The 20,385-nt window shown below is 69.8% G+C and carries 22 protein-coding genes; 10 read left to right on the top strand and 12 right to left on the bottom strand.

Annotated features, from left to right (window positions below):
- Positions 1 to 39: 39 nt before the first annotated feature.
- On the top strand, positions 40 to 864 hold the full coding sequence (locus OO71_RS34740) for an isocitrate lyase/PEP mutase family protein (RefSeq protein ID WP_033294238.1): 825 nt from the start codon (positions 40 to 42) through the stop codon (positions 862 to 864).
- 443 nt (positions 865 to 1,307) lie between these two features.
- Here OO71_RS34740 and OO71_RS34735 read toward each other — a convergent pair whose 3' ends face one another.
- Both OO71_RS34735 and OO71_RS34730 read right to left on the bottom strand, forming a co-directional pair.
- Positions 1,308 to 1,799 (bottom strand): methylated-DNA--[protein]-cysteine S-methyltransferase, encoded by a 492-nt coding sequence (locus tag OO71_RS34735; protein WP_033294237.1) that lies wholly within the window; start codon positions 1,797 to 1,799, stop codon positions 1,308 to 1,310.
- Positions 1,796 to 3,280: an AlkA N-terminal domain-containing protein gene (locus tag OO71_RS34730; protein WP_033294236.1), complete on the bottom strand. Its 1,485-nt coding sequence runs from the start codon at positions 3,278 to 3,280 to the stop codon at positions 1,796 to 1,798. The genes OO71_RS34735 and OO71_RS34730 overlap by 4 nt, the downstream gene beginning before the upstream one ends.
- A 373-nt stretch (positions 3,281 to 3,653) precedes the next feature.
- Between OO71_RS34730 and OO71_RS34725 the strand changes: the two genes are divergently transcribed.
- Positions 3,654 to 4,073, top strand: a complete 420-nt coding sequence (locus OO71_RS34725; RefSeq protein WP_033294235.1) for a DUF5709 domain-containing protein — start codon at positions 3,654 to 3,656, stop codon at positions 4,071 to 4,073.
- Here the strand turns inward: OO71_RS34725 and OO71_RS34720 are convergent.
- Complete coding sequence (locus OO71_RS34720) at positions 4,054 to 4,938, bottom strand: DUF3800 domain-containing protein (RefSeq protein ID WP_033294234.1); 885 nt, start codon at positions 4,936 to 4,938, stop codon at positions 4,054 to 4,056. The two genes, OO71_RS34725 and OO71_RS34720, sit on opposite strands and share 20 nt — an antisense overlap.
- Positions 4,939 to 5,062: 124 nt before the next feature.
- Between OO71_RS34720 and OO71_RS34715 the strand changes: the two genes are divergently transcribed.
- From OO71_RS34715 to OO71_RS34705, 3 genes are all read left to right on the top strand, one after another.
- Positions 5,063 to 5,296: a hypothetical protein gene (locus tag OO71_RS34715; RefSeq protein WP_033294233.1), complete on the top strand. Its 234-nt coding sequence runs from the start codon at positions 5,063 to 5,065 to the stop codon at positions 5,294 to 5,296.
- A gap of 1,158 nt (positions 5,297 to 6,454) precedes the next feature.
- Entirely contained in the window at positions 6,455 to 6,994 is a 540-nt protein-coding gene (locus tag OO71_RS34710) for a sigma-70 family RNA polymerase sigma factor (RefSeq protein ID WP_033294232.1), read from the top strand.
- On the top strand, positions 6,991 to 7,683 hold the full coding sequence (locus OO71_RS34705) for an anti-sigma factor family protein (RefSeq protein WP_033294231.1): 693 nt from the start codon (positions 6,991 to 6,993) through the stop codon (positions 7,681 to 7,683). Before OO71_RS34710 ends, OO71_RS34705 begins: the two co-directional genes overlap by 4 nt.
- Before the next feature lie 58 nt (positions 7,684 to 7,741).
- Here OO71_RS34705 and OO71_RS34700 read toward each other — a convergent pair whose 3' ends face one another.
- Entirely contained in the window at positions 7,742 to 8,422 is a 681-nt protein-coding gene (locus OO71_RS34700; RefSeq protein WP_051792605.1) for an alpha/beta hydrolase family protein, read from the bottom strand.
- A gap of 111 nt (positions 8,423 to 8,533) precedes the next feature.
- On the opposite strand from OO71_RS34700, the gene OO71_RS34695 reads away from it, so the two are divergent.
- Positions 8,534 to 9,343 (top strand): class I SAM-dependent methyltransferase, encoded by an 810-nt coding sequence (locus tag OO71_RS34695; RefSeq protein WP_033294229.1) that lies wholly within the window; start codon positions 8,534 to 8,536, stop codon positions 9,341 to 9,343.
- Positions 9,344 to 9,346: 3 nt separating this feature from the next.
- Here the strand turns inward: OO71_RS34695 and OO71_RS34690 are convergent, their stop codons facing one another.
- Together OO71_RS34690 and pdxR are read right to left on the bottom strand one after the other, a co-directional pair.
- Complete coding sequence (locus tag OO71_RS34690) at positions 9,347 to 9,517, bottom strand: CsbD family protein (RefSeq protein WP_033294228.1); 171 nt, start codon at positions 9,515 to 9,517, stop codon at positions 9,347 to 9,349.
- 54 nt (positions 9,518 to 9,571) lie between these two features.
- On the bottom strand, positions 9,572 to 10,969 hold the full coding sequence (gene pdxR, locus OO71_RS34685) for a MocR-like pyridoxine biosynthesis transcription factor PdxR (protein ID WP_033294227.1): 1,398 nt from the start codon (positions 10,967 to 10,969) through the stop codon (positions 9,572 to 9,574).
- A 46-nt stretch (positions 10,970 to 11,015) separates the two neighbouring features.
- Between pdxR and OO71_RS34680 the strand changes: the two genes are divergently transcribed.
- Positions 11,016 to 11,492 (top strand): carboxymuconolactone decarboxylase family protein, encoded by a 477-nt coding sequence (locus OO71_RS34680; protein ID WP_033294226.1) that lies wholly within the window; start codon positions 11,016 to 11,018, stop codon positions 11,490 to 11,492.
- 3 nt (positions 11,493 to 11,495) lie between these two features.
- Here OO71_RS34680 and OO71_RS34675 read toward each other — a convergent pair whose 3' ends face one another.
- From OO71_RS34675 to pdhA, 3 genes are read right to left on the bottom strand one after another with little or no spacing between them, the layout of a single operon-like run.
- The gene (locus tag OO71_RS34675; RefSeq protein WP_033294225.1) at positions 11,496 to 12,749 is read right to left on the bottom strand and encodes a dihydrolipoamide acetyltransferase family protein; all 1,254 of its coding nucleotides are present in this window, start codon (positions 12,747 to 12,749) and stop codon (positions 11,496 to 11,498) included.
- The gene (locus OO71_RS34670) at positions 12,749 to 13,771 is read right to left on the bottom strand and encodes an alpha-ketoacid dehydrogenase subunit beta (RefSeq protein ID WP_051792603.1); all 1,023 of its coding nucleotides are present in this window, start codon (positions 13,769 to 13,771) and stop codon (positions 12,749 to 12,751) included. The genes OO71_RS34675 and OO71_RS34670 overlap by 1 nt, the downstream gene beginning before the upstream one ends.
- On the bottom strand, positions 13,768 to 14,868 hold the full coding sequence (gene pdhA, locus OO71_RS34665) for a pyruvate dehydrogenase (acetyl-transferring) E1 component subunit alpha (protein ID WP_033294224.1): 1,101 nt from the start codon (positions 14,866 to 14,868) through the stop codon (positions 13,768 to 13,770). The genes OO71_RS34670 and pdhA overlap by 4 nt, the downstream gene beginning before the upstream one ends.
- 161 nt (positions 14,869 to 15,029) lie before the next feature.
- Here pdhA and OO71_RS34660 point away from each other — a divergent pair, with 161 nt between their 5' ends.
- On the top strand, positions 15,030 to 15,464 hold the full coding sequence (locus OO71_RS34660; RefSeq protein WP_033294223.1) for an Lrp/AsnC family transcriptional regulator: 435 nt from the start codon (positions 15,030 to 15,032) through the stop codon (positions 15,462 to 15,464).
- Positions 15,465 to 15,944: 480 nt separating this feature from the next.
- Here OO71_RS34660 and OO71_RS34655 read toward each other — a convergent pair whose 3' ends face one another.
- Both OO71_RS34655 and OO71_RS34650 read right to left on the bottom strand, forming a co-directional pair.
- Positions 15,945 to 16,451 (bottom strand): GNAT family N-acetyltransferase, encoded by a 507-nt coding sequence (locus tag OO71_RS34655; RefSeq protein WP_425388729.1) that lies wholly within the window; start codon positions 16,449 to 16,451, stop codon positions 15,945 to 15,947.
- Positions 16,452 to 17,102: 651 nt separating this feature from the next.
- Positions 17,103 to 17,825: a VOC family protein gene (locus OO71_RS34650; RefSeq protein ID WP_033294222.1), complete on the bottom strand. Its 723-nt coding sequence runs from the start codon at positions 17,823 to 17,825 to the stop codon at positions 17,103 to 17,105.
- Between the two features lie 157 nt (positions 17,826 to 17,982).
- Between OO71_RS34650 and OO71_RS34645 the strand changes: the two genes are divergently transcribed.
- Complete coding sequence (locus OO71_RS34645) at positions 17,983 to 18,669, top strand: GNAT family N-acetyltransferase (protein ID WP_033294221.1); 687 nt, start codon at positions 17,983 to 17,985, stop codon at positions 18,667 to 18,669.
- 103 nt (positions 18,670 to 18,772) lie between these two features.
- Complete coding sequence (locus OO71_RS34640; protein ID WP_033294220.1) at positions 18,773 to 19,264, top strand: hypothetical protein; 492 nt, start codon at positions 18,773 to 18,775, stop codon at positions 19,262 to 19,264.
- Here OO71_RS34640 and OO71_RS34635 read toward each other — a convergent pair.
- Positions 19,227 to 20,090 (bottom strand): alpha/beta hydrolase, encoded by an 864-nt coding sequence (locus OO71_RS34635; protein WP_033294290.1) that lies wholly within the window; start codon positions 20,088 to 20,090, stop codon positions 19,227 to 19,229. The two genes, OO71_RS34640 and OO71_RS34635, sit on opposite strands and share 38 nt — an antisense overlap.
- Positions 20,091 to 20,385 lie beyond the last annotated feature (295 nt).

Raw genomic sequence — 20,385 nt, 5'->3', positions numbered from 1 at the left:
CAGTCGCCCCACCCGGGGTGACGTCCGGGGAGGAACCTCATGGAATCGTTGCGAGACAAGGCAAAGCTCTTCCGCGAACAGCACGCGAGCGGCGTACTGGTGCTGCCGAACGCGTGGGACGCGGGCAGTGCGGTGGCCATCGAACGCGCGGGCGCACCCGCGGTCGCGACCACCAGCGGCGGGGTCTCGTGGGCATTGGGCCGCGGTGACGGCCAACGGCTCACGCGCGAGGAGATGCTCACCGCTGTCGAGCGGATCGCGGCAGCGGTCGCAGTCCCGGTGAGCGCAGACGTCGAAGGCGGCTACGGTCCGGAGCCCGCCGCCGTCGCGGAGACCGTGTCCGGAGTGGTGGCGGCAGGCGCAGTCGGCGTGAACCTGGAGGACTCCCGAGCGGGCACGCTCAGCCTGTTTACCCGTTCTGAACAGGCAGAACGCCTCCGCGCGGCACGCACGGCCGCGGACTCGGCAGAACTGCCGGACCTATGGGTGAACGCACGCACAGACGTGTACCTGTTCGGCATCGGTGACCCCGGCGGACGGCAGGCCGAGGTCATTGCCCGTGCCCGCGAATACGCCGCCGCCGGAGCGGACAGCATCTTCGTCCCGGGTTTGGTGGACGTGACAGTGCTCGCGGAGCTGGCGAAGGCGTCACCGATCCCAGTCAGCGCCATGGCGGGCCCAGGCGCACCCCCGATAGCGGACCTGGCAGCAGCCGGAGTACGCCGCGTGAGCGTGGGAACGTCGATCGCCCAGGCGGCATATTCACTGGCCCACCACGCAGCAGCGGAGGTATTGAACCAGGGGACGTATGGGGAGGTGAGTGGTGCGCTGGACTTCGGCTCGGTGAACGGCTGGTTCGGCTGAGGCTGGGCGTAGGTCGGCCGGGCAGGGCCGCGCCGGGCCGGGTCGCGCAGGGCAGGGCAGGGTCGTGCAGGGCCGGGCCGGGCAGGGCAGGGCCTGGACGGGCTGCGCCGCGCCTGGACCGGCCGGGGTTGGTTTCGGTTTCGGCGGTGCCGTTTCGGGCAGTTCAAGCCGCTGCGGGTGCGAGGCATACCTTCGGCCGGACTGGCTTGCCCACTGGCGGTGCCACTGAGTTGCAGCTCTATTCGGTCTGGCCAGGCCGAGTTGTGGCGTCGCGACTTGGCCCGGCCTGTCCGCGCACCGGCCAACTTGTCCGTTCGGCCGGTCGTCTTGTCGCTACGTGGCCCGACCCGTCCGTCATCAACGCCAATTGAACCGTCCGCTTTCCGCTCGGCCTGGTCGTCCGGTCGCGACTCAATAGCGCCCGCCACCGGGCGGAGCCGAGGTCAAAGCTTCGCCGGGCGGCCGGACTGCTCCAGGTCCAGCAGGCGGCGCTTGCAGTCGAGACCGGCGGCGTAGCCCGTCAGGGTGCCGTCGCTGCCCAGGACTCGGTGGCAGGGCACCACGATGCTGATCGGGTTCTTGCCGTTCGCCAGGCCGACTGCGCGGAAGGCCGTCGGGCGGCCGATGGACTCGGCCAGTTCGCGGTAGGTCGTCGTTTCGCCGTAGGGGATTTCCAGCAACGCTCGCCACACGGTCACTTGGAAGGGGGTGCCGCGTAACGCAAGAGGGAGGTCGAACGCTGTCCGGGTGCCGGTGAAGTACTCGTCCAGCTGGCGTTTCGCTTCGGTGAAGGGGCGGTCGTCGCGGTGGCCGAACGTTGGCTGGGCCGGGCGGTACTGCTCGTTCGCGAGGTACAGGCCGGCCAGGCCGCCGTCGCGGGAGACGAGGGTGAGTTCGCCTTCGGGGCTGTCGACGACGGTGTGCACGGTGGTCATGCCGGTTCCTCCACGGCGGGGATTCGGTTGATCGGATGGTCGCCGGTCGCCCACAGGTGCTGGACGGCGTAGGCGCGCCACGGTTGCCAGCGGGTGGCATGCGCGACCAGCGCGGCCGGGCTGGTGGGCAGGCCGAGTGCTTCGGCGGCGAGCTTCACGCCCAGGTCGGTCGCGACGAAGGCGTCCGGGTCGCCCAGGGCGCGCATGGCGACGCTCTCGACCGTCCACGGTCCGAAGCCCGGTAACGCGGCGAGCTGCGCCCGTGCGTGGACCCAGTCGCCGCCGACGGTCAGGTCCACTTCGCCTGACCCGAGTGCGGTCACGAGGCCGAGCAGGGTCGCGCGGCGGGACTTCGGCATCGCGAGCGTTTCCGGGTCGAGGCCGGCGAGGTCCTCGGGGCGGGGGAAGAGGTGGGTCAAGCCGCCCTCTCGGTCGTCGATCGGGGTGCCGTGTGCGAGGACGAGGCGTGCTGCGTGGGTGCGCGCGGCGGCGGTCGACACCTGCTGGCCGAGGACGGCTCGCACGGCGAACTCGTCCGCGTCCGTGGTTCGCGGTACGCGCCTGCCCGGAGCCGCCGCCACGAGGGGCGTGAGGGTGGGGTCTGCGGCGAGTTGCTCGTCGACGGCGACTGGGTCGGCGTCGAGGTCGAGGAGCCATCGGCACCGGCTGATCGCGGCTGCCAGGTCGCGCAGGTCGGTGAGGCTGAGGCGGCACGCGACGTGGTCGGCTTCCGGGCGGAGCGCCACCACGCCGTGGCCGTGCGGGAGACGGAGGGTGCGGCGGTACGCGCCGTCGTGCCATTCCTCCACGCCCGGTACCGCGGTGGCGATGAGGTGCCCGAACAGGTTGTCCGGGCACAGCGGGCGACGGAACGGGAGGCGCAGGGACAGCACGCCCGGCGACTTCGTCCGCTTCCCGCCGCGCACGTGGGAGCGCAGCTCACTCGGCGTCAGGGCGAAGACGGCACGGACGGTCTCGTTGAACGTCCGGATGCTCGAAAAGCCTGCGGCATGCGCGACGTCGCTCATCGGCATCGTGGTCGTCTCGATCAGCAGCCGGGCCGTTTCGGCACGCTGGGCACGGGCGAGCGCGAGCGGACCGGCGCCCAGTTCGGCCTGCACCTGACGCTCAACCTGCCGCACGCTGTACCCGAGCCGCGCGGCCAGCCCCTGCACGCCTTCCCGATCCACCACGCCGTCACCGATCAACCGCATCGCGCGGGCGACGACGTCCGCCCGTTCGTTCCAGAGCGGCGAACCGGGAGAAGCGTCAGGCCGGCACCTTTTGCATGCGCGGAAGCCGGCCGCCTGCGCGGCGGCCGCACTCGGGTAGAAGCGCATGTTCTCGACTTTCGGCGGCACCACCGGACAACTCGGCCGGCAGTAGATCCGCGTGGTCACCACCGCGGTGAAAAACCAGCCGTCGAACCGGTCGTCTTTCGACTGCACAGCGCGCACGCAGCGTTCGGTTTCCTCGTACACGCCGACCAGTCTGCCGTGCCGCCGCGGTCAAACCTCGCGAAAAAACGACATCACCCTGACGAGTGCGGATCAGGCCGGGCTCGGCGGCTTCCTGGTGGCCCGATCCAGGTAAGCCGTCCATCGGGTCCTGGGACTCCCGCTGCAGTCGTACCAGAGCCACCTGCGGAGGTCTTTGTTCGCAGTGGTAACCGTGGGCTGCCTTGCGGACAAGGTTCCTGGCTGTGCTCCCCGTTTCTTTGCCTGGATGGAAATGTGGCGAGCGGACGGCCATCTGCTGCCGGAGAGGTGCGGCGGATGCAACAGCGCGTGCCGCTCGGCAGCTTGCGTCGAAGCCGGCGACCGGCGGTAACCTGGCAGGTGGAAAGGAGGCGTGGTGGACGACGACATCGAGGACAACGCCGACACCGGCGTACTGGACCCCGAGGACACGCTCGAGGACGTCGACCCCTACGACGAGGGCTACTCGCCGCCGGAACGTCCACTTGCGACTCGGGATTGGGGTACCACAGCGGCCGAGGAAGCCGCCGGGGAAAGCTGGGCCGGGCGGCTGGCGCGGGAACTCCCGGATGTCCGGGCGGAAGACGGCGACGGTCTGGGCGACGCTGACGACACTGATGGCGAGCTGGTCGACGACGAGGTCGGCGACGCTCGCGCGGGCCGTCTGGTGGCCACCAACGCGGGCTTCGGCCCCGACACCGACGAAGAGCTGCACGCGTCCGACGTCGGCATCGACGGCGGCGCGGCGTCCGCGGAGGAAGCCGCCGTACACGTCATCAGCCCGCGGGATCTCTGACCCGCACCGACGCCGGCAGCACGTACGGCGCCAGCAACGTGACCAGCTCGGCGTCGCCTTGGCCGTGAAGGGCATCTTCGGCGAGCCGCCGCGCGACGCCGGCCAGGAAGTCGGCCACTTGCACACGTGGTTCGGACTTGGAGTCCACGAAACGCAGCCGTGGGGCTGGGCCGAGCAGCTGCGCGAGCCGTGGCGGGGTGAGCGACGGTTGCTCGTCGTGTACGACATTTTCGGGGCGCCAGAAGGCAATCGTGTCGGCGAGAGCGGGCATCAGCGGGTCGAGTGGCGGGATCAGGCCCGGGTCGGCGAGTAGCTGGTCGCGCAGCGTGATCAGGTGCGGGCGGGCCTCGGCGAGGTCGCCGAGAAGGTCGGTCTGGGCGAAGAATTCGGCTGGAGTGATGGCCGGGCCACGGCGGTGCGACGTGCGTAGCAGCCCGGTGAACGAGCGCAGGAATTCTGCCCACCGGGGAGTGCCGTGCCGGAGCGGGCCGTTGTGGTGCAGGGCTATGGCGCGCGCGTCGGGGCGGCGATGCAGGCACTCGGGATAAGGGGTCTGGTCCACGAGCAGGTCGACGATTTTTCCGGCGAGGAACAGCGATTTGTCGACGAGCAGCACGCTCGCGGCGCCGGTGAGCGGCCCGGTGAGGAGCCATTCGAGGGCGGCGCGGTTCTTGGGGCGGAGCAGGTGGTTGGCCTTGTACTCGAGGGCGGGCGAAGCGATGAGTTCCCGAAGCCGCGCGACGATTTCCGCGGCCGCCGCGGGCTCCAGCCGTACGGCCGCATGCGCGAACACCGCAGTGTTCGCGCCGACCAGGTTGACGCCCTCCGCGCCGGATTCGTCGCACGAGATCGTCGACGGCGCCACGGTGTCCGATCCTGCCAGAACCGCACGGCCGGGGCGACCGCATTTCGGGGACACCCTGAGGTGTTTTCCCGGATGTGCCCGAAGCCCCGGCAAGCTCACCATGTGGGGGACGAAGGGAGCCGGCATGTTCGTCGAGGAGGACGCGCACGCACTGGACGACGTCCGGCGCGGGCTGGTGGTGGTCCACAACGGATTCGTCGGAGCGGCGGAGTGCTACCTGTGGTCGGCAGGCGGGCGGGTACCACGGTGGGAAACGGAGGCGGTGGACCGCTTGCGCCACCGGGGATTGGTGCGGGTGGCGCGCCGGAGGGGTGCGGCGGCGAGCCCGGTGGTGCTGACGGACCTGGGTGCGGCTTGAGGGAGTCCTTTGTGGACACTTCGGGGTGCGGCGGGGTGGCGGTGCGTTGTCGGTGGGGTCCGGCAGGTCGGGTGGTGTGCTGGTGCGCGCGGGGAGTGACGCCGTGGAACGGCGGGTCAGGGGAGGCGTGGCGGGGGTTGCCGGTTGGTTGCAGGGAGGCGGGCGGGATTCCGGTTGGGCGCATGGGTCGGGATTTCCTGTTTGGGGTGCGTGGAAGTGGGCCGGGATGTCCCGGTTGGGTGCGGGGAATGGGCCGGATTCTCCGGCTGGGCCCGTAGAGGTGGGCTGGGATTTCCCTGCTGCGCGAGGGGAACCGGCCAGATGTTCCGATTGGGCGCGGGGAACCGGGCCGGGATTCCCGTTGGCGGTGGGTCGTTTCGCGATGCGGCAATCGTCGACGCCGCGTGCGATAGCGGAGTCCGGCTCTGTCGCCCGGCTACGGACAGCTGGTCGCTTCGTGCCGTGACGCGTGGCATTGGAAACAGCTCAGTCGCGCGAAGTATGGCATCGGGGTGCCACGGTTACCTGAGGGCGGGCCCAGGTGCCCCGAAGCCGCCGGGAGGGCGTTGTGCGCTGCGCTCCCGGCGGCTTCAGGGCGGTCGGGCGGCCGGGGCGGTGATCCCAGTGCACGGCACCGGCGTGCGCCGACCTGGTGAACAAGCCTTCCGGCTGGATCGGTTCCGAACTTAGCCCAGGTCTGGGGCCCGCAGGCAGGGGTGTTCCCCGATCGTGTCGCGGAACCACGCGGCTGGGCGGGCAGTGCGAGCGGCGCTGGGGACGCTGTGGACAAAGGGTGCGAGTGGCAGGTGGTGGTACCGGAATCGCGATAGGGCGGACCGGGGCGTCTCGAACAGCGGCGTCGGCCGGACGTGTCGCGGGCGGTGCGGGCATTGCGCATGGCGGGCCCGACTGGGCGTGCCGCGAGCGCCGGGAATGGAGGTGGCGTCGGACCAGGCGCGTCGAGGAAAGCGGGCGGCGAGGGCGTCGGGAACGGGCCGAACTGGGGGGCGCGGGTATCGCGAACACCGGCGACCCCGGCTCGGGGAGTCCCGCAAAACAGCGGCCAGGACGGCAGATGGGGGTGCCGGGAAACGGAGTCGTCGGGTTTAGTGGGGGCACTGCCACACCTCACATCCGGGCGGGAGGATCATCCGGGGCATGGCCGGGTTCAGGGCCCGTCATCGGCGGGAGGTTGCGGACGAGGCGCTCGTCCGCGCGCTCTTCCAGGAGCACGGGCGCGCGATGCTCGCGTATGCGACCCGGCTGCTGGGGGACCGCGCTGCGGCGGAGGACGTCGTGCAGGAGGCGCTCGTCCGGGCGTGGCGGAATCCGGACAGCCTGGTCAACGGTCGCGGGTCGGTGCGGGGATGGCTGCTCACGGTGGTGCGCAACCTGGTGATCGACCGCGTCCGGGCGAGGGATGCGCGGCCGCTGGAGGTGGCCGAATCGCCTGCTTCCGGGCCGGTCGAGCGGGATCATGCGGACCAGGTCGTCGACTCGATGGTCGTGCTCGCTGCGCTCGATGGGCTTTCGCCTGAGCATCGGGCGGTGCTGGAGCAGATGTACCTGCACGGCCGCAGCGTCGCCGAGGCTGCGGAGCATCTGGGGATTCCCCCGGGGACCGTCAAGTCACGCTCGTATTACGGCTTGCGTGCGTTGCGGGAACAGTTCCGGCGAGCGGAGGGAGTGGCCGGATGAACACAGCCGACGAACACGTCGACCTGGCGGGTTATCTCTCCGGCCTGCTCGAGCCGGGTGACCAGCGTGCGGTCGAGGCGCATCTCGCGGAGTGCGAGCAGTGCCGCGCCGAAGCCGCGTCGCTGCGTGAGGTGCAGAGCTTCCTGGGCGAGCTGCCGCCGGAGGCGTTGCTGGACGGTCCGCCGGTGGGTGCGGACCTCATGCTGCAGCGGACCGTCGACCGGGTGCGTACGGAATCGCGTACGCGGACCGGGCGGGGCCGTTCGATGGTGGCTGCCGCGGCGGTGGTGGTCGTCGCGGCCGCGCTGGGCGTCGGGGTGGTCGTGGGGCGCAGCGGGTCCGGATCCGAAGTCGCAGCGCCGCCGCCGACGACGTCCAGCGCGGTTCCCGGCACGAAGGTCGTACGCGGCAGTTCCGGTGGGGCCCAGCTGACCGCGAGCATCCTGCCCGCCAACGGCTGGGTGCGCGTGGAAGCAGCCGTGACGGGCATTCCGGCCGGGCAGAAATGCCTGCTCGTGGTGGTCGGCAAGAACGGCGAACGCCAGGTCGCGGGCGGGTGGCTGGTGTCGGAGAAGGCCGCGCGGGAAGGCGCGAACCTTTACGGCACGGCAGTCGTCGACCCGGCTCAGGTGGCGGCGGTGGTCATCGAGAACACCGACGGGCACCGGTTCGTCGAGGCCGCCGTGTGACCTCCTCGATGATGCCCGCGCCCTCGTGGCCGAGCACCATCGGCAGCCGCGCCTCCGGTCAGCCGAACCGGCGGTCGAGCCATTCGCGCGCGGGCTGCCACGGTTCGTCGGCCGGGTCGATGAGGCGGAAGTGGTCCACGCCGGGCAGTTCGACGTACTCGACGTCGTCGCCGGCTGCCTGCGCTGCGGTCACGTAGTCGCGGCTGTGCGCCACCGGGACGCGCACGTCGGCCTCGCCTTGCACCACCACCTGCGGGCAGCCGATGGGCAGCTGCCGGATGGGGGACGCCGCCGGGTCGTCGCCGGTCAGGAACTGCCGGGCCGCGCCCTCGCCGAGCTCCTCGGCCGCCGCGCGCGGGACGTCGGTGATCGGCGCCAGCGCCACGACACCGGACAGGCTTGCCGGTTTTCCGGCCAGCAGAGCCAGATGCCCGCCTGCGGAGTGTCCGATCGCGACAGTCGGCAGCGAGTCCGGGCGATCCACGGCGGCAATCGCGGCGAGGACGTCGTCGAGGGTCTGCGGCCAGCCGCCGCCGTCGCCGTCGATGCGCCGGTACTCGAGGTTCGCGACGAACCAGCCCGCGGCGACGAGGTCGGCCGCCATCGGGTCGAGCTGGTGCAGGTCGTGCCGGGCACGCCACCAGCCGCCGTGCAGGAGGATCGCGGTACCGCGTCCGCCGGGGGTTCCGTGGAGCTCGACGAACTGGCTGGGCTCGGCGCCGTAGCGGAGGGTTTCCATACCTGCCATTAGATCATCGACGCGTCAGCCATTCGGGCACACTTGCGTGCCCTTCCTGCGCTCGGGGAAAACCGGTCTGCTCCGGTGCCCGTTCGCGCTACCGTCGCGGGCATGACGACGCCCGCCGAAGTGTTCCTGCGCGACTATCACGACCGGAATCCGGCGGCGGCGTCCGAGCTTGCCGAGCGGGGCCGGGTCGGCGGGCGGACGGTGTACGAGGCATTCGCCGATCGGGTCGGACCGGTGCGCCGCCTGCTCGACCTCGGTTGCGGTGACGGTGCGCTGCTCGCCGTTCTTGCTGCTCGCGGGGCCGAGAAGCTGGCCGGGATCGACTTGTCGGCGCGGCAGCTCGACGTCGCGCGCCGTCGTCCCGGGCTGAAGAAAGCCGACCTGCGGCCCGGCCGCGCCCAGGAGCTGCCGTTCGCGGACGGCGCGTTCGACGCGGTCGTGTCGCACATGGCGTTGATGCTGATGGCGGACGTCAAACAGGTCGTCGCGGAGACGGCCCGCGTGCTCGGCCCGGGCGGGACCTTCGCGATCGCCGTCGGGGGCGGCGGAATCGATGCCCTCGAAGTGTTCTTGAAGGTTGCGCGGCCGCTTTTCGCTGTGGTACCGCCGGAACGTCGCGTGCCGACGTCCGGCGACCCGCGCACGCGCACCCGCGAAGGCCTCGACGAACTGCTCGCCCCGGCCGGATTCGCCCCGGTCGAATGGCACGAAGCGGTGGTGGACCTGTCCGGTCCGCTGGACCGCGTGTGGCAGACCTGCCAGGACACGTACTACCAGATGGACGCCCTCGACGAGACCCAGCTCGCGGGCCTGCAGACGGCGTTCAAGGTGGCCACCCGCCCGTTGCTGGCCCCCGACGGTATCCTTCCGGCGGGGGTCAGGGTCAACGTGGCGGTCACGCGCTTGAAGTGACTGTCAGTCCTTCTTGAACGCGTCTTTCACCTTCTCGGCAGCCTGCTTGAGGTTGCTCTTGCCCTGCTCGGCCTTGCCCTCGGCCTGCCACTGCTCGTTGTCAGTGGCGTTCCCGACGGCTTCCTTGGCGCGGCCCTTGAGTTCGTCGGCCTTGTTCTGGAACTTGTCGTTCACGATGTGCTCCTCCCTTTCTCCGTTCCGGCTACCCGGGAGATCGCGCGGCAAACATCAGGGCAACACGCGGCAGAGGGCTTCCAGCGCGCCGGACCATGCGCTCGCCGACGGAGTGCCGTAGCCGATCACCAGCGCGTCGCGGTCGGCCGGTGCGTCCGGATGGCGGAACATCCCGAGCCCGTGCACCGCGAGTCCTTGCCACGCCGACCCTTGTACCACCGCGCTTTCCTCGCCCGGCGGAACGTCGACGAGTACCTGCAGGCCCGCGGACAACCCGGTCACCCGCGTGTTCGGGGCGTGTTCGGCGAGTGCTGCGACCAGCTGGTCGCGCCGGCGCCGGTAGTGCAACCGCATCGCGCGGATGTGCCGGTCGTAGGCGCCGGACGTGATGAACGTGGCCATGGTGAGCTGGTCGAGGACGCCGGTGTACGAGTCGTGCTCGCCTTTGACTTCCGCTGCGGCGCGGGCGATTCGCGGCGGCAGCACGAGCCAGCCGAGCCGCAACCCCGGCGCGAGCGCTTTGCTGGTGGTCCCGAGGTACGCGACGTGCTCCGGATCGAGACCCTGTACCGCGCCGACCGGGCTGCGGTCGTAGCGGAATTCGCCGTCGTAGTCGTCCTCCAGCACCAGGCCGCCGGTTCGGCGAGCCCAGTCGACGACGGCCGCGCGGCGGTCCGGATGCAGTGCGACGCCGGTGGGGAATTGATGCGACGGGGTAAGCAAAGCCGCCCCGGCGCCAGGCAGGTCGTCGAGGTGGTCGACTACTGCGCCGTCGGCGTCCACGGGCAGCCGCGGGGTACGGAGGCCTGCGCCGGCAAGGTATTCGCGGTGGACATAGAGGCCGTAGGACTCCACGGCGACTTCCGGCATTCCCCGCTGCTTCAGCACTTCGGCGAGGATTTCGAGGCTGTGTGAGGTGCCCGCGCAGACCATGATCTGGTCGGGATGTGCGCGGACGCCTCTCGTGCGCGCGAGGTACGCGGCCAGCGCGGTGCGCAATTCGGGACGTCCGAACGGGCCGCCGTAGCCGAACGCGTCGCCGGGCGCGTCGGTCAAGGCGCGCCGGGCCGCCTTCAGCCAGTCAGCGCGTGGAAACGAAGACAGATCCGGCTGACCAGGTCGCAAATCGTGGACCTGCCGACGGTTTTGCGCCGGTTTCGGCACCGCCGTGGCGGGTACGGATTCGGCTCGCGACGCCACGCGGGTCGCCGCGCCCTGCCGCGCGGTGAGCCAGCCCTCGGCGACGAGCTCCGCATACGCTTGCGCCACGGTGTTCCGTGCGATTCCGAGATCCGCGCCGAGCGTTCGGCTGGAGGGCAGTTTCGCGCCCGGGGCAAGGCGGCCGCTGCGGATCGCGTCCCGCAGGGCCTCCATCAGGCCGTCCCGCAGCCGTGGTCCGCGGAGGTCGAGGTGGAGGTCCTCGCTCGGCGAACTGGCCCACTCTTCGTGCACGGAAATGGACCATAGCAGGGAGCCAATTGTCTGTAAGCTCGATGCCATGACAGCAGACCGTCTCCCCGTCCATTCGCCCCGGCTCAACATGGCCGCGCTGGCGCCCGAGGTGTATAAGGCGATGATCCGGCTCGACGCGTCGGTCCGCCACGGCATCGACCCGACCATCTTGCACCTGGTGAAGATCCGCGCGTCGCAGATCAACCACTGCGCGTTCTGCCTTGACATGCACACGAAAGATGCGCTTGCGGCAGGCGAAACGACCGAACGCGTCGTGCAGCTCTCGGCGTGGGAGGAGTCGAAGCACTTCTACACGGCCAAGGAAGCCGCCGCGCTGGAACTCACCGAGGCAGTGACCGTGCTCACCGACGGTTTCGTGCCGGACGAGGTCTACGCGCGCGCCGCCAAGGAGTTCGACGACACCGAGCTGGCCCACCTCATCGCCGCCATCACCGTGATCAACGCATGGAACCGCTTCGGCGTGACCACCCGGATGGTGGCGGGCGAGTACCAGCCCGGCTGACCGTCAGAGACTTCGCAGCAGCCGCACCGGGTTCTCCACGCAATCGGCGACGAAGCGGAGGAACCCGCCTGCGGTGCCGCCGTCGCACACGCGGTGGTCGAACGCCAGCGTCAGCTCGGTGATCTTGCGTGCGGTGACCTGGCCGTCGACGATCCAGGGCCGGTCGATGATCCGGCCGACGCCGAGGATCGCCACCTCCGGGTGGTTGATGATGGCCGCCGAACCGTCCACTCCGAACACGCCGTAGTTGTTCACCGTGAACGTGCCGCCGGTCAGGTCGGCCGGGGCGAGTTTTCCGGCGCGGGCCTGCTCGGTGCGTTCGCCCAGCGCGGCCGACAGCTCTTCCACCGTGCGCTCGTGCGCGTTCCGGACGACCGGCACGACCAGCCCGCGGTCGGTCTGTGCGGCGAATCCCAAGTGGACGGTGGACGGGATCACGATCTCGTCGCCGTCGAGGTGCGCGTTGAGCTCGGGGAACCGGCGCAGGCCCGCCACGGCGAACCGGGCGATCAGCGCGAGCAGGCTGATCTTCGGGGCGGCGGGGTCGGCGTTGAGCGCGGTCCGCAGCTGCAGCAGTTCGGTGGCATCGACGTCCACCCACACCGTCGCTTCGGGAATTTCCCGGCGGGAGCGGGTGAGTTTGTCGGCGACGGTTTTTCTCAGTCCGCGCAAGGGGATTCGGCGTTCATCGGTTGTTGCCGGTACGGTCGTTTCCGGCACGGCGGCGATTGCGCGTTCCACGTCGGCTCGGCTGACGATGCCGTCGGTGCCGGTTCCGTCGAGGGCGTGCAGGTCCACTCCGGACTCGCGGGCGAGCCGTCGGACCAGCGGGGAGACCACGCGGATGCGGTCCGAAGTGGACCTCGGCGCGGGGACTGCCGGTGCCGGGGCTACGGCCTTGCTCGGGGCTTTGGTCCCTCGCGGCCGTCGGTTCCGCCGGGTGCTGGTGTTGCTGGTCCCGTATCCGATGAGGACGTTCCCGCTGCCTTCCGGTGTCACGACGCCGGGTTCGGTGAACTCGGCGGCACTGTCCACTGTGATCAGTGGGCTGCCGACGGTGAGTACCTCGCCCGCCGCGCCGTGCAACGTCGCGACCCGGCCGGCGAACGGCACCGGGACCTCGACGCTGGCTTTCGCGGTCTCGACCTCCACCACCGTCTGGTCCACCGTCACGGTGTCGCCGACCGCGACGTGCCACGCGACGATCTCCGCCTCGGTGAGACCTTCGCCGAGGTCGGGAAGTTTGAAGACGGCCATCACTTCTCCCCGTCGAGCGGTGCCGCGTCGTCCCACTGGAGGCGCTCGATGGCGTCCAGGATCCGGTCGACGCTCGGCAGGTGGTGCTGTTCCAGATTCGGTGCGGGGTAAGGGATGTCGAGCCCGCCGACGCGCAGTACCGGCGCTTCGAGGTAGTGGAAGCAGCTTTCGGACAGCTGCGCGGCGACCTCCGCGCCGTAGCCGCAGAACCGGCTCGCCTCGTGCACTACGACCGCACGGCCGGTACGTCGCACCGACGCCGAGACCGTCTCCAGGTCGAACGGGGCGAGGCTGCGCAGGTCGATCACTTCGGCGTGGTAGCCATCTTCCTCAGCGGCTTCGGCCGCTTCGAGCGTGGTGCCGAGCGCGCCGCCGTAGGAGATGAGGGTGACGTCGCTGCCTTCGCGGCGGACGACGGCCTTGTCCAGGCCGGGTGAACGTCGTTGCAGGTCAACGGTTCCCTTTTCCCAGTAGCGACGTTTGGGCTCCAGGAAGATGACCGGGTCGGGGCTGTCGATCGCGTCGCGCAGGAGCGCGTAGGCGTCGTCTGGCGTGGCGGGCGTGACCACGCGCAGGCCGGCGGTGTGCGTGTAGTAGACCTCGGACGAGTCGCAGTGGTGCTCGACGCCGCCGATGCCGCCGCCGTACGGCACCCGGATCACCACGGGCAGCTCGACATTGCCCTTGGTGCGGTTGCGCAGTTTCGCGAGGTGGCTGGTGATCTGCTCGAACGCCGGGTAGGCGAAGGCGTCGAACTGCATCTCGACCACCGGGCGCAGGCCGTTCATCGCCATGCCGATCGCAGTGCCGACGATGCCCGACTCCGCGAGCGGCGTGTCGAATACGCGGGCGTCGCCGAAGCGCGCGGCCAGCCCGTCGGTGACGCGGAAGACGCCGCCGAGGGTGCCGACGTCCTCGCCGAAGATGAGTACGCGCTCGTCCTCCTCCAGCGCGTCGGCGAGCGCGCGGTTGAGCGCTCCGGCGAGGGGCAGCGTCGTGTCGGTGTCGAGCGTCGCGGTCATGCCTGGTCCTGGGTGGTTTCTGCGGCCAGTTCGGCGGCCTGTTGCTTTAGGGCGGCGGTGGGTTCGGCGTACACGTGCTTGAAGAGGTCTGCCGGGTCGAGTTCGGTGTCGACGTTCATGCGCTCGCGAAGTGACGCTGCTTCCTCTTCGGCGCGCGCGTCGATCTCCTGCTGCACCTGATCGTCGAGGAGCCCGCGGTCGGTCAGATACTGCTTCAGCCGACTTACCGGGTCGCGCGTGAGCCACTGCTCTACTTCGTCCCGATCGCGGTAGCGCGTCGCGTCGTCGGCGTTGGTGTGCGACTCGATGCGGTAGGTGAGCGCTTCAATGAGCGTTGGACCTTCGCCTGCAGTCGCGCGCGCGACAGCCTGCTCGACGACAGCGTGTACGGCGGCCGCGTCGTTGCCGTCGACCAGTACGGACGGCATGCCGTACCCGACACCCTTGTGCGCCAGCGAAGGCGCAGCTGTCTGCTTCTCGAGCGGGACGCTGATCGCATAGCCGTTGTTCTGTACCAGGAACACCACCGGTGCTTTCCAGACAGCCGCGAAGTTCAACGCTTCGTGCGTGTCGCCTTCGCTGGTGGCACCGTCGCCGAGAAGCACGAGCGCGACAGTGTCTTCGCCCTTCGTGCGCGCGGCGTGCGCGAAGCCGACAGCGTGCAGCGTGTTCGTCGCGAGCGGCGTGCACTGCGGTGCAACATTGGCGCGGTACGGGTCGTAGCCACAGTGCCAGTCACCGCGAAGCAGCGTCAGCACTTCAACCGGGTCGACGCCGCGCGCGACCACAGCCATCGAGTCGCGGTAGGTGGGGAACAGCCAGTCTTGCGGGCGCAGCGCCAGGATTGCGCCGATCTCGCCGGCCTCCTGCCCGCGCGCGGACGGGTAGACCGCGAGGCGCCCCTGTTTCGTGAGCGCGGTGGCCTGGGTGTCGAAGCGACGGCCGGAGACCATGCCACGGTAGAGGCGCAGCAGGACGTCGTCCGCGGGCATCGAGAGCGCCGGGTCCGGGACCGGCGTGCCGTCGGGCGCGACGAGGCCGAGCGGCTCGTCGCTGGGCAGGAAGTACGACGCAGCAGTGCGTTCCGTAGTGGTCACCGACAGCTCCCCTCGACGAAGACGAGTAGACCCAGATCCTCGCTCTCCGGCGATCAGGTATCCAGACTTGTGGGTGAAGTGTGGAATGATGGCTGTAGTTTTCAGTTGGTGATGGACGATTGGCGCGGAGGGAAGCTCGGATGCCCCAGTCAGGTGGACAAATGGCAGCGGCCCTCGACGAGGTCGACCTGAAGCTGATTGCAGAGCTGAAGAAGGACGGCCGCGCGTCGATGCGCGCCCTGGCCGAACGAGCGCACATCTCGCGGGCCGGTTGCTACACCCGCGTGGAGCGCTTGCATCGGGAGGGAGTGATCACGGGTTATGCAGCAGTCACCGACCCTCGACGGCTGGGCCAGGGCCTGGCGGCGTACGTCTACCTGAAGGTCACGCAGAACACGTGGCGCACGGTGAGCGCAGACCTGAAACACATCCCGGAAATCGAACACGGCGGCCTGGTATCCGGGGACAACGACCTGATTCTTTTCGTGCGCACCCGGGATGCGGACAGTTTGCGCGACTTGGTGTTCGAACGCCTGCAGGCAATGCCGGACGTCCTGTCGACCCACACGGTACTGGTGTTCGACGAGCTGCGATGAGGGGTGCTGGTGTGATGTGGGGCGGGGGTGTTCTGGCTGCGGTGAGGGCTGCGGGGCGTGGTGACGCGGGGGTGGCTCGGCCGCGATGTCGCGGGCTGACGGGGCGGTTGGCGGTGTGGGCATTGAGTGGTGGCGGGCATGTGTCGGCGCTGTTGGTGACCTGTTTGCGTGGCCTTGCTGGTGGGGTTCCGGTGGGCGCGGCTGGTGGGTTGCCTGCGCGGCCTTGCTGGTGGGGTTTCAGTTGGTTCGGCTGGTGACCTGCTTGCGTGAACCCGCTGGTGGCGGGCTTGCGCGACCCTGTTGTGGCGTGTCGGTGTGGCCTTTGCTGGTCGCGTGCCTCTGCGGGCCCTGCCGGAAGCATGTCTATGTGGGCGGTGGTGGCGGTTTTCTGCGTGGGTGCTGCCACCGGCGTGCCAGAGGCGGGTGAGCTCGGAGTGAGCAGTGCCGGTGGCGGCTCGTCGATGGCGGCGTCCGGAGTGCTCAGGCTGGTTCGGGGTCGGGGTTGCGGGGTTTGACCAGGTAGACCGCACGCCGGAAGTGGTCGGTGGCCGGGAATGGGAGTGGGGATCGGCGGTATCCGGCGCCTTCGTAGAGGGCGATGTTGCGGGTGCTTGCCGCGCCGGTGAACAGGACGTACTCCTTCGTCTCCGGTGGCGCTTCACGCTCGGCGTGTGCCAGGAGGAACCGTCCGAGGCCGCGGCCTGCGAGATCCGGCGCGACCATCAGGCGGCCGATTTCCCAGGCACGCCCGTCGGCGCGGGCGCGTACTGCGGCGACCAGACGGTGCCCCAGCCGCACCACCCAGCTGTGCCAGGTCGCGATCGACTCGCGGACCTCGGCGAGATCTTCCCGCAGCGCCGGGTGCTCCAGGGTGTTGTTGAGCAGTGCTTCCTGCACCCAGCAACACCGTTGGAGCACCATGAGCTCGGCGGCGTCGTCGGGTGTTGCTGGGTGCAGGCGGGCGCCGGGGAGGATCTCGAGTTCCACGCTTCCTGTCTATCCAGGATCGCGTACCCAGGCAATGGGATTCGTACCCGGTTCCGAAATGGACGGTACTGGCCCGGGCAGAAGCCGATGTCGAGGGGCAGGAGACCTCCAGCATGGGATGGTGACGGGGCCGGCGTCGGATGGATGTGGCGGGGTTGTACGGGTGGACCTGGCCGGATGGCCGCGCCCATCCGTCTCCGACAGGGGTGCGGACGGCCGCGCGCCATCCGTCGCGGACGGGTGCGTTGTCTGTCTCGGAGGGAGCGCCGCACGTCTCGGCTGGGGTAAGCGGCCCTCTCGAAGGGGGCGCGCCGCTCGTCTCGGGCGGGCGTGCGCGGCCCGAATCGGAGGGCGCGTCACCTGTCTCGGGCGGGCGCTGCTTTTTTTGGACAGGGTGTCGCCTGCCTGGGTGGGCGTGCGCTGCTTGACCTCGGACGGGTGTCGCCTGCCCGGGGTGGGCGTGCGCTGCTTGTTTCGGAGGGGCATCGCCTGCCTGGGACGGGTGTGCGCGGCCTGTTGTCGGGGGCGCCGCCTGCTTCGGGCGGGTGTGCGGCTGCTTGTTTCGGAGGGGTGCGGCCAGCCTGAGACGGGGTGCGCGGGCGGGTCTCGGGCGGAGTGCAGACATCGGCGGCTAGCGGCTGATTCCGGGGCCTAGGAGCCCAGGACCAGCTCCGTGCCGAATGGGTCTCGGATGGTCACCATGCGTCCGTACGGGCTGTCTTCGGCTGAGATCACTTCGCCGCCCTTGGTGGTGGCTCGTTCGGCTGCTGCGTCGGCGTCGTCGGAGAGGAACAGGGTTCCCCAGGTCGGGGCGGTGGCGGACGGGTTGCCGAGGATGCCGCCGATTTCGTGGCCGTCGGGGCGGCGCAGGAAGGTGAAGTCGACGCCTGGCAGGTTGTCGTTGCCGTCGAGGCTGAAGCCGAAGACTGCGCAGTAGAACTCTCGTGCGGGTGCCGGGACTGGGGTGACCAGGTCGTTGCGCATGAGCGTGTTCGGCTCGTTGACCAGGCGGCAGCCGGGGAGCGAACGACCCTGCCAGAGCCCGAACCGCGCGCCGGTGGGGTCTTCGGCGACGGCGATGCGGGCTCGGTCGCCGTCGTCGTGCGGCTGGTCGAGCAGCTTGCCGCCGGTGGCGACGATGGCCTTGGCGGTGGCGTCGCAGTCGTCGGTGGCCAGGTGGACGGTCCAGCCGGGCCGCGGATCGGCTGACTGGCGCAGCCCGGCGACCGGGACGTCGTGATATCTGCAATGGTCGCCGTCGAAGTCCCAGCCGAGTACGGCGCGGTAGAAGGCTTGTGCCCGGTCGAGGTCGGGCACGGTGAGGTTGATCCAGGTCGGCGTACCGAGGGGCTGGTTGCTGTCGACGGCGCTCATGAGAGGGGTCCTTTCGTTGTCGTTGCCGGGAACGTTAAACCGCATTGCGGACAGATCCGGTCCGCATTCCGAAGTTCATGATGTGGGAGCCGGTGGCCCGGCTTGGCTCGGCGCACGCATGCTTGATCGTCGACCCCGGATCGGAAGGGCAGGCCCCATGAGCACGTCCCCGCTCGGCAATCCCGTGTGGGCCGCATTGAGCGGGCCCCAAGCGTCGTTCGCGGAGCAGAAGGGCCAGGTACTCCGGTATCCGGTGGACGTGTCGCCGTTCCTCGCCGTGCCGGACCACCCGGACGAGCACGTGTGGCACGACATCGCCGACCTCGTCGGTCCTGGCGCGACTGCGGTGGTGGTGGGCAGCGTCGGAACGCCGCCGCCGGACGGCTGGACGGTGACCGGCGAAATCGCGGGCGTCCAGATGGACGGCACCGGCATCGCGGCCGTGCCCGACCCCGAGGCCGTGCGCCTGACCGCAGCAGACGTCCCCGAGATGCTCGACCTCGTCGCCCGCACCGAACCTGGCCCCTTTCTGCAGAAGACGGTGACGCTGGGCACCTACCTGGGCATCCGCCGCAACGGCGCGCTGGTGGCGATGGCAGGCGAGCGGATCCGGCCGCCGGGCTGGACGGAGATCAGCGCCGTGTGCACGGATCCGGCATTCCGCGGACACGGCCTCGCCGCCCGTCTCGTCCTCGCGGTGGCGGCCGGGATCCTCGAACGAGGGGATCGCCCGTTCCTGCACGCGGCGGCGACCAACACCGGCGCGATCCGGTTGTACGAAAAGCTCGGATTCCGCTTGAGCCGGGCGATGACGTTCGGGATCTACCGGACTCCCGGCCGCTGACTCCCAGCCGGACCGGCTTCCCGGCCCCGGATGGCAGGAATCTTGCGGATGTTGGCCGTCCGGCCGGTTCCGGCTCGTGGCCGGGACGCGTTAGCTTCGCCGGGTGAGTGCAGTGTTTCTGGTGATTCATGTGGTGGCGGCAATCCTTGCGGTGGGGCCGGTGGCAGTGGCGGCGAGCATGTTCCCGCCCGCGGTGCGGTGGGGCGATCCGGTCGTATTGCGGTTGCTGTACCGGATTTGCCGGGTGTACGCGCTGGTGTCGATTGCGGTGCCGGTGTTCGGGTTCGCCGTTGCAGGCAGCATGGGGGTGACCTCTCAGGCTTGGGTACTCGTGTCGATTGCGTTAACTGCGCTTGCCGCCGTGGTACTCGTGGTGTTCGTCTTGCCGGGACAGCGCGGCTTCCTGGATGCGGAAGCCGTGACGGCACAACCCGTATCCGGCGCAGCTCCGTCCGAAGGAGGCGAATCGGTCGGCGTGGTCGCTGATCGGCGGCCGGTGTCGCGCCTCGGGATGACGACCGGGATGTTCAACCTGCTCTGGGTGGCGGTGACGGTGATCATGATCGTGCGTCCAGGGTCGACGACCGGGGTATGACGGTGCCCGCGAGGATTTCGGCCAGTCGCGCCGGGCGGATCAGCGGGTCGATGTGGCCGGTGGGCAGGGAGTGCACGTCGAAGGGGTTGTCCGGCGTCAGTGCGTCGGCCTCCTCGATGAAGCGGTCCTGGAGCGCGACCGGAAGACTCGCGTCTGCCGTGAGCCGCACGTACGTGTGCGGGACCCGGCCCCAGGCGGCAGCGTCGGCGCGGTCGGTTCCGGCATCGAGGGACTCGTCGAGGTCCATGGCGGACAGGAAGGCCAGCAGGTCTGCGTCGGAGCCCTCGGCGAGCAAGGCTCGTTTCAGCGCGGCGAGTTGCGCCGGATCGGTGGTGCGCCAGTTCATCCGCATTGCACCCAGACGTTCCGGATCGCCGACTTGGACAGCAGCCGCTTCCGTCAGTGCCGGCGAGGCGAAAGCAGGCTCGGCGAGGTAGTCGGCGGCGGTGCCGGTGACGCAGCACCACGCTGATACGTACACGGTGCGCGCCAGCAAGTCGGGGACTGCGTTCGCGACGCTCGTGACCGTGAATCCGCCTCGGCTGTGCCCGACCAGCACTACTGGCCCGTGCTCGCGCGCGCGGCGGACGACGCCGGTGACGTGCGCGACGGTGTCGGCATGCGTGATACCGGCCATCGGCGACGGTTCTTCGGCGAACGTTGCCAGGTCTTGGGTGTGGTAGGCGGTGGAGAACCCGGCGGTGCCGTGTCCGGGCAGATCGATGGCCAGCGAGCGGTGTCCCCGCAACGCGAGTTCGCGTTGCAGTCCGCTGAAGCAGCGGCTGGTGGCGTTGGAACCGGGCACGAGGACGAACGTGGGGTGCATGAGGTGATTCTCCATCGCGGACCGGCAATGAACCCGGGGGTGCTCACCGTGCGCTGGCGCCGTTGCTCGGCCTTGGGGAGAAGGAGTTACCCGGCGACCGAAGGGCAACGACACCGCGAATCCGTGCCGCTCGCCCGATGCGAGAGCAAGGCTGTGGGGTACCCGCCACTCATCGGGCACAGCACGATGTGCGTTGCGCAGCCGGATGTCCCGGAGAGGTGCGGATCCGCGACGGCGCATCGACCAGGGTCTTCGGAACCGTGATCTTCGGCGTACCGAAGCCATCATCACCGAC

Origin of the sequence: Amycolatopsis jejuensis (assembly GCF_000717335.1) — a bacterium.
In the GTDB taxonomy this organism is placed as follows: domain Bacteria; phylum Actinomycetota; class Actinomycetes; order Mycobacteriales; family Pseudonocardiaceae; genus Amycolatopsis; species Amycolatopsis jejuensis.
The sequence above is the reverse complement of the archived record's forward strand: the minus strand, read 5'-3'. Positions and strand labels throughout refer to the sequence as shown.

Coding starts and splice junctions, on each gene's coding strand:
- OO71_RS34740 (WP_033294238.1), top strand. CDS start 40: ATGGAATCGTTGCGAGACAAGGCAAAGCTCTTCCGCGAACAGCACGCG.
- OO71_RS34735 (WP_033294237.1), bottom strand. CDS start 1,799: ATGACCACCGTGCACACCGTCGTCGACAGCCCCGAAGGCGAACTCACC.
- OO71_RS34715 (WP_033294233.1), top strand. CDS start 5,063: ATGTTCGTCGAGGAGGACGCGCACGCACTGGACGACGTCCGGCGCGGG.
- OO71_RS34710 (WP_033294232.1), top strand. CDS start 6,455: ATGGCCGGGTTCAGGGCCCGTCATCGGCGGGAGGTTGCGGACGAGGCG.
- OO71_RS34705 (WP_033294231.1), top strand. CDS start 6,991: ATGAACACAGCCGACGAACACGTCGACCTGGCGGGTTATCTCTCCGGC.
- OO71_RS34700 (WP_051792605.1), bottom strand. CDS start 8,422: ATGGAAACCCTCCGCTACGGCGCCGAGCCCAGCCAGTTCGTCGAGCTC.
- OO71_RS34695 (WP_033294229.1), top strand. CDS start 8,534: ATGACGACGCCCGCCGAAGTGTTCCTGCGCGACTATCACGACCGGAAT.
- OO71_RS34680 (WP_033294226.1), top strand. CDS start 11,016: ATGACAGCAGACCGTCTCCCCGTCCATTCGCCCCGGCTCAACATGGCC.
- OO71_RS34675 (WP_033294225.1), bottom strand. CDS start 12,749: ATGGCCGTCTTCAAACTTCCCGACCTCGGCGAAGGTCTCACCGAGGCG.
- OO71_RS34670 (WP_051792603.1), bottom strand. CDS start 13,771: ATGACCGCGACGCTCGACACCGACACGACGCTGCCCCTCGCCGGAGCG.
- OO71_RS34660 (WP_033294223.1), top strand. CDS start 15,030: ATGGCAGCGGCCCTCGACGAGGTCGACCTGAAGCTGATTGCAGAGCTG.
- OO71_RS34650 (WP_033294222.1), bottom strand. CDS start 17,825: ATGAGCGCCGTCGACAGCAACCAGCCCCTCGGTACGCCGACCTGGATC.
- OO71_RS34645 (WP_033294221.1), top strand. CDS start 17,983: ATGAGCACGTCCCCGCTCGGCAATCCCGTGTGGGCCGCATTGAGCGGG.
- OO71_RS34635 (WP_033294290.1), bottom strand. CDS start 20,090: ATGCACCCCACGTTCGTCCTCGTGCCCGGTTCCAACGCCACCAGCCGC.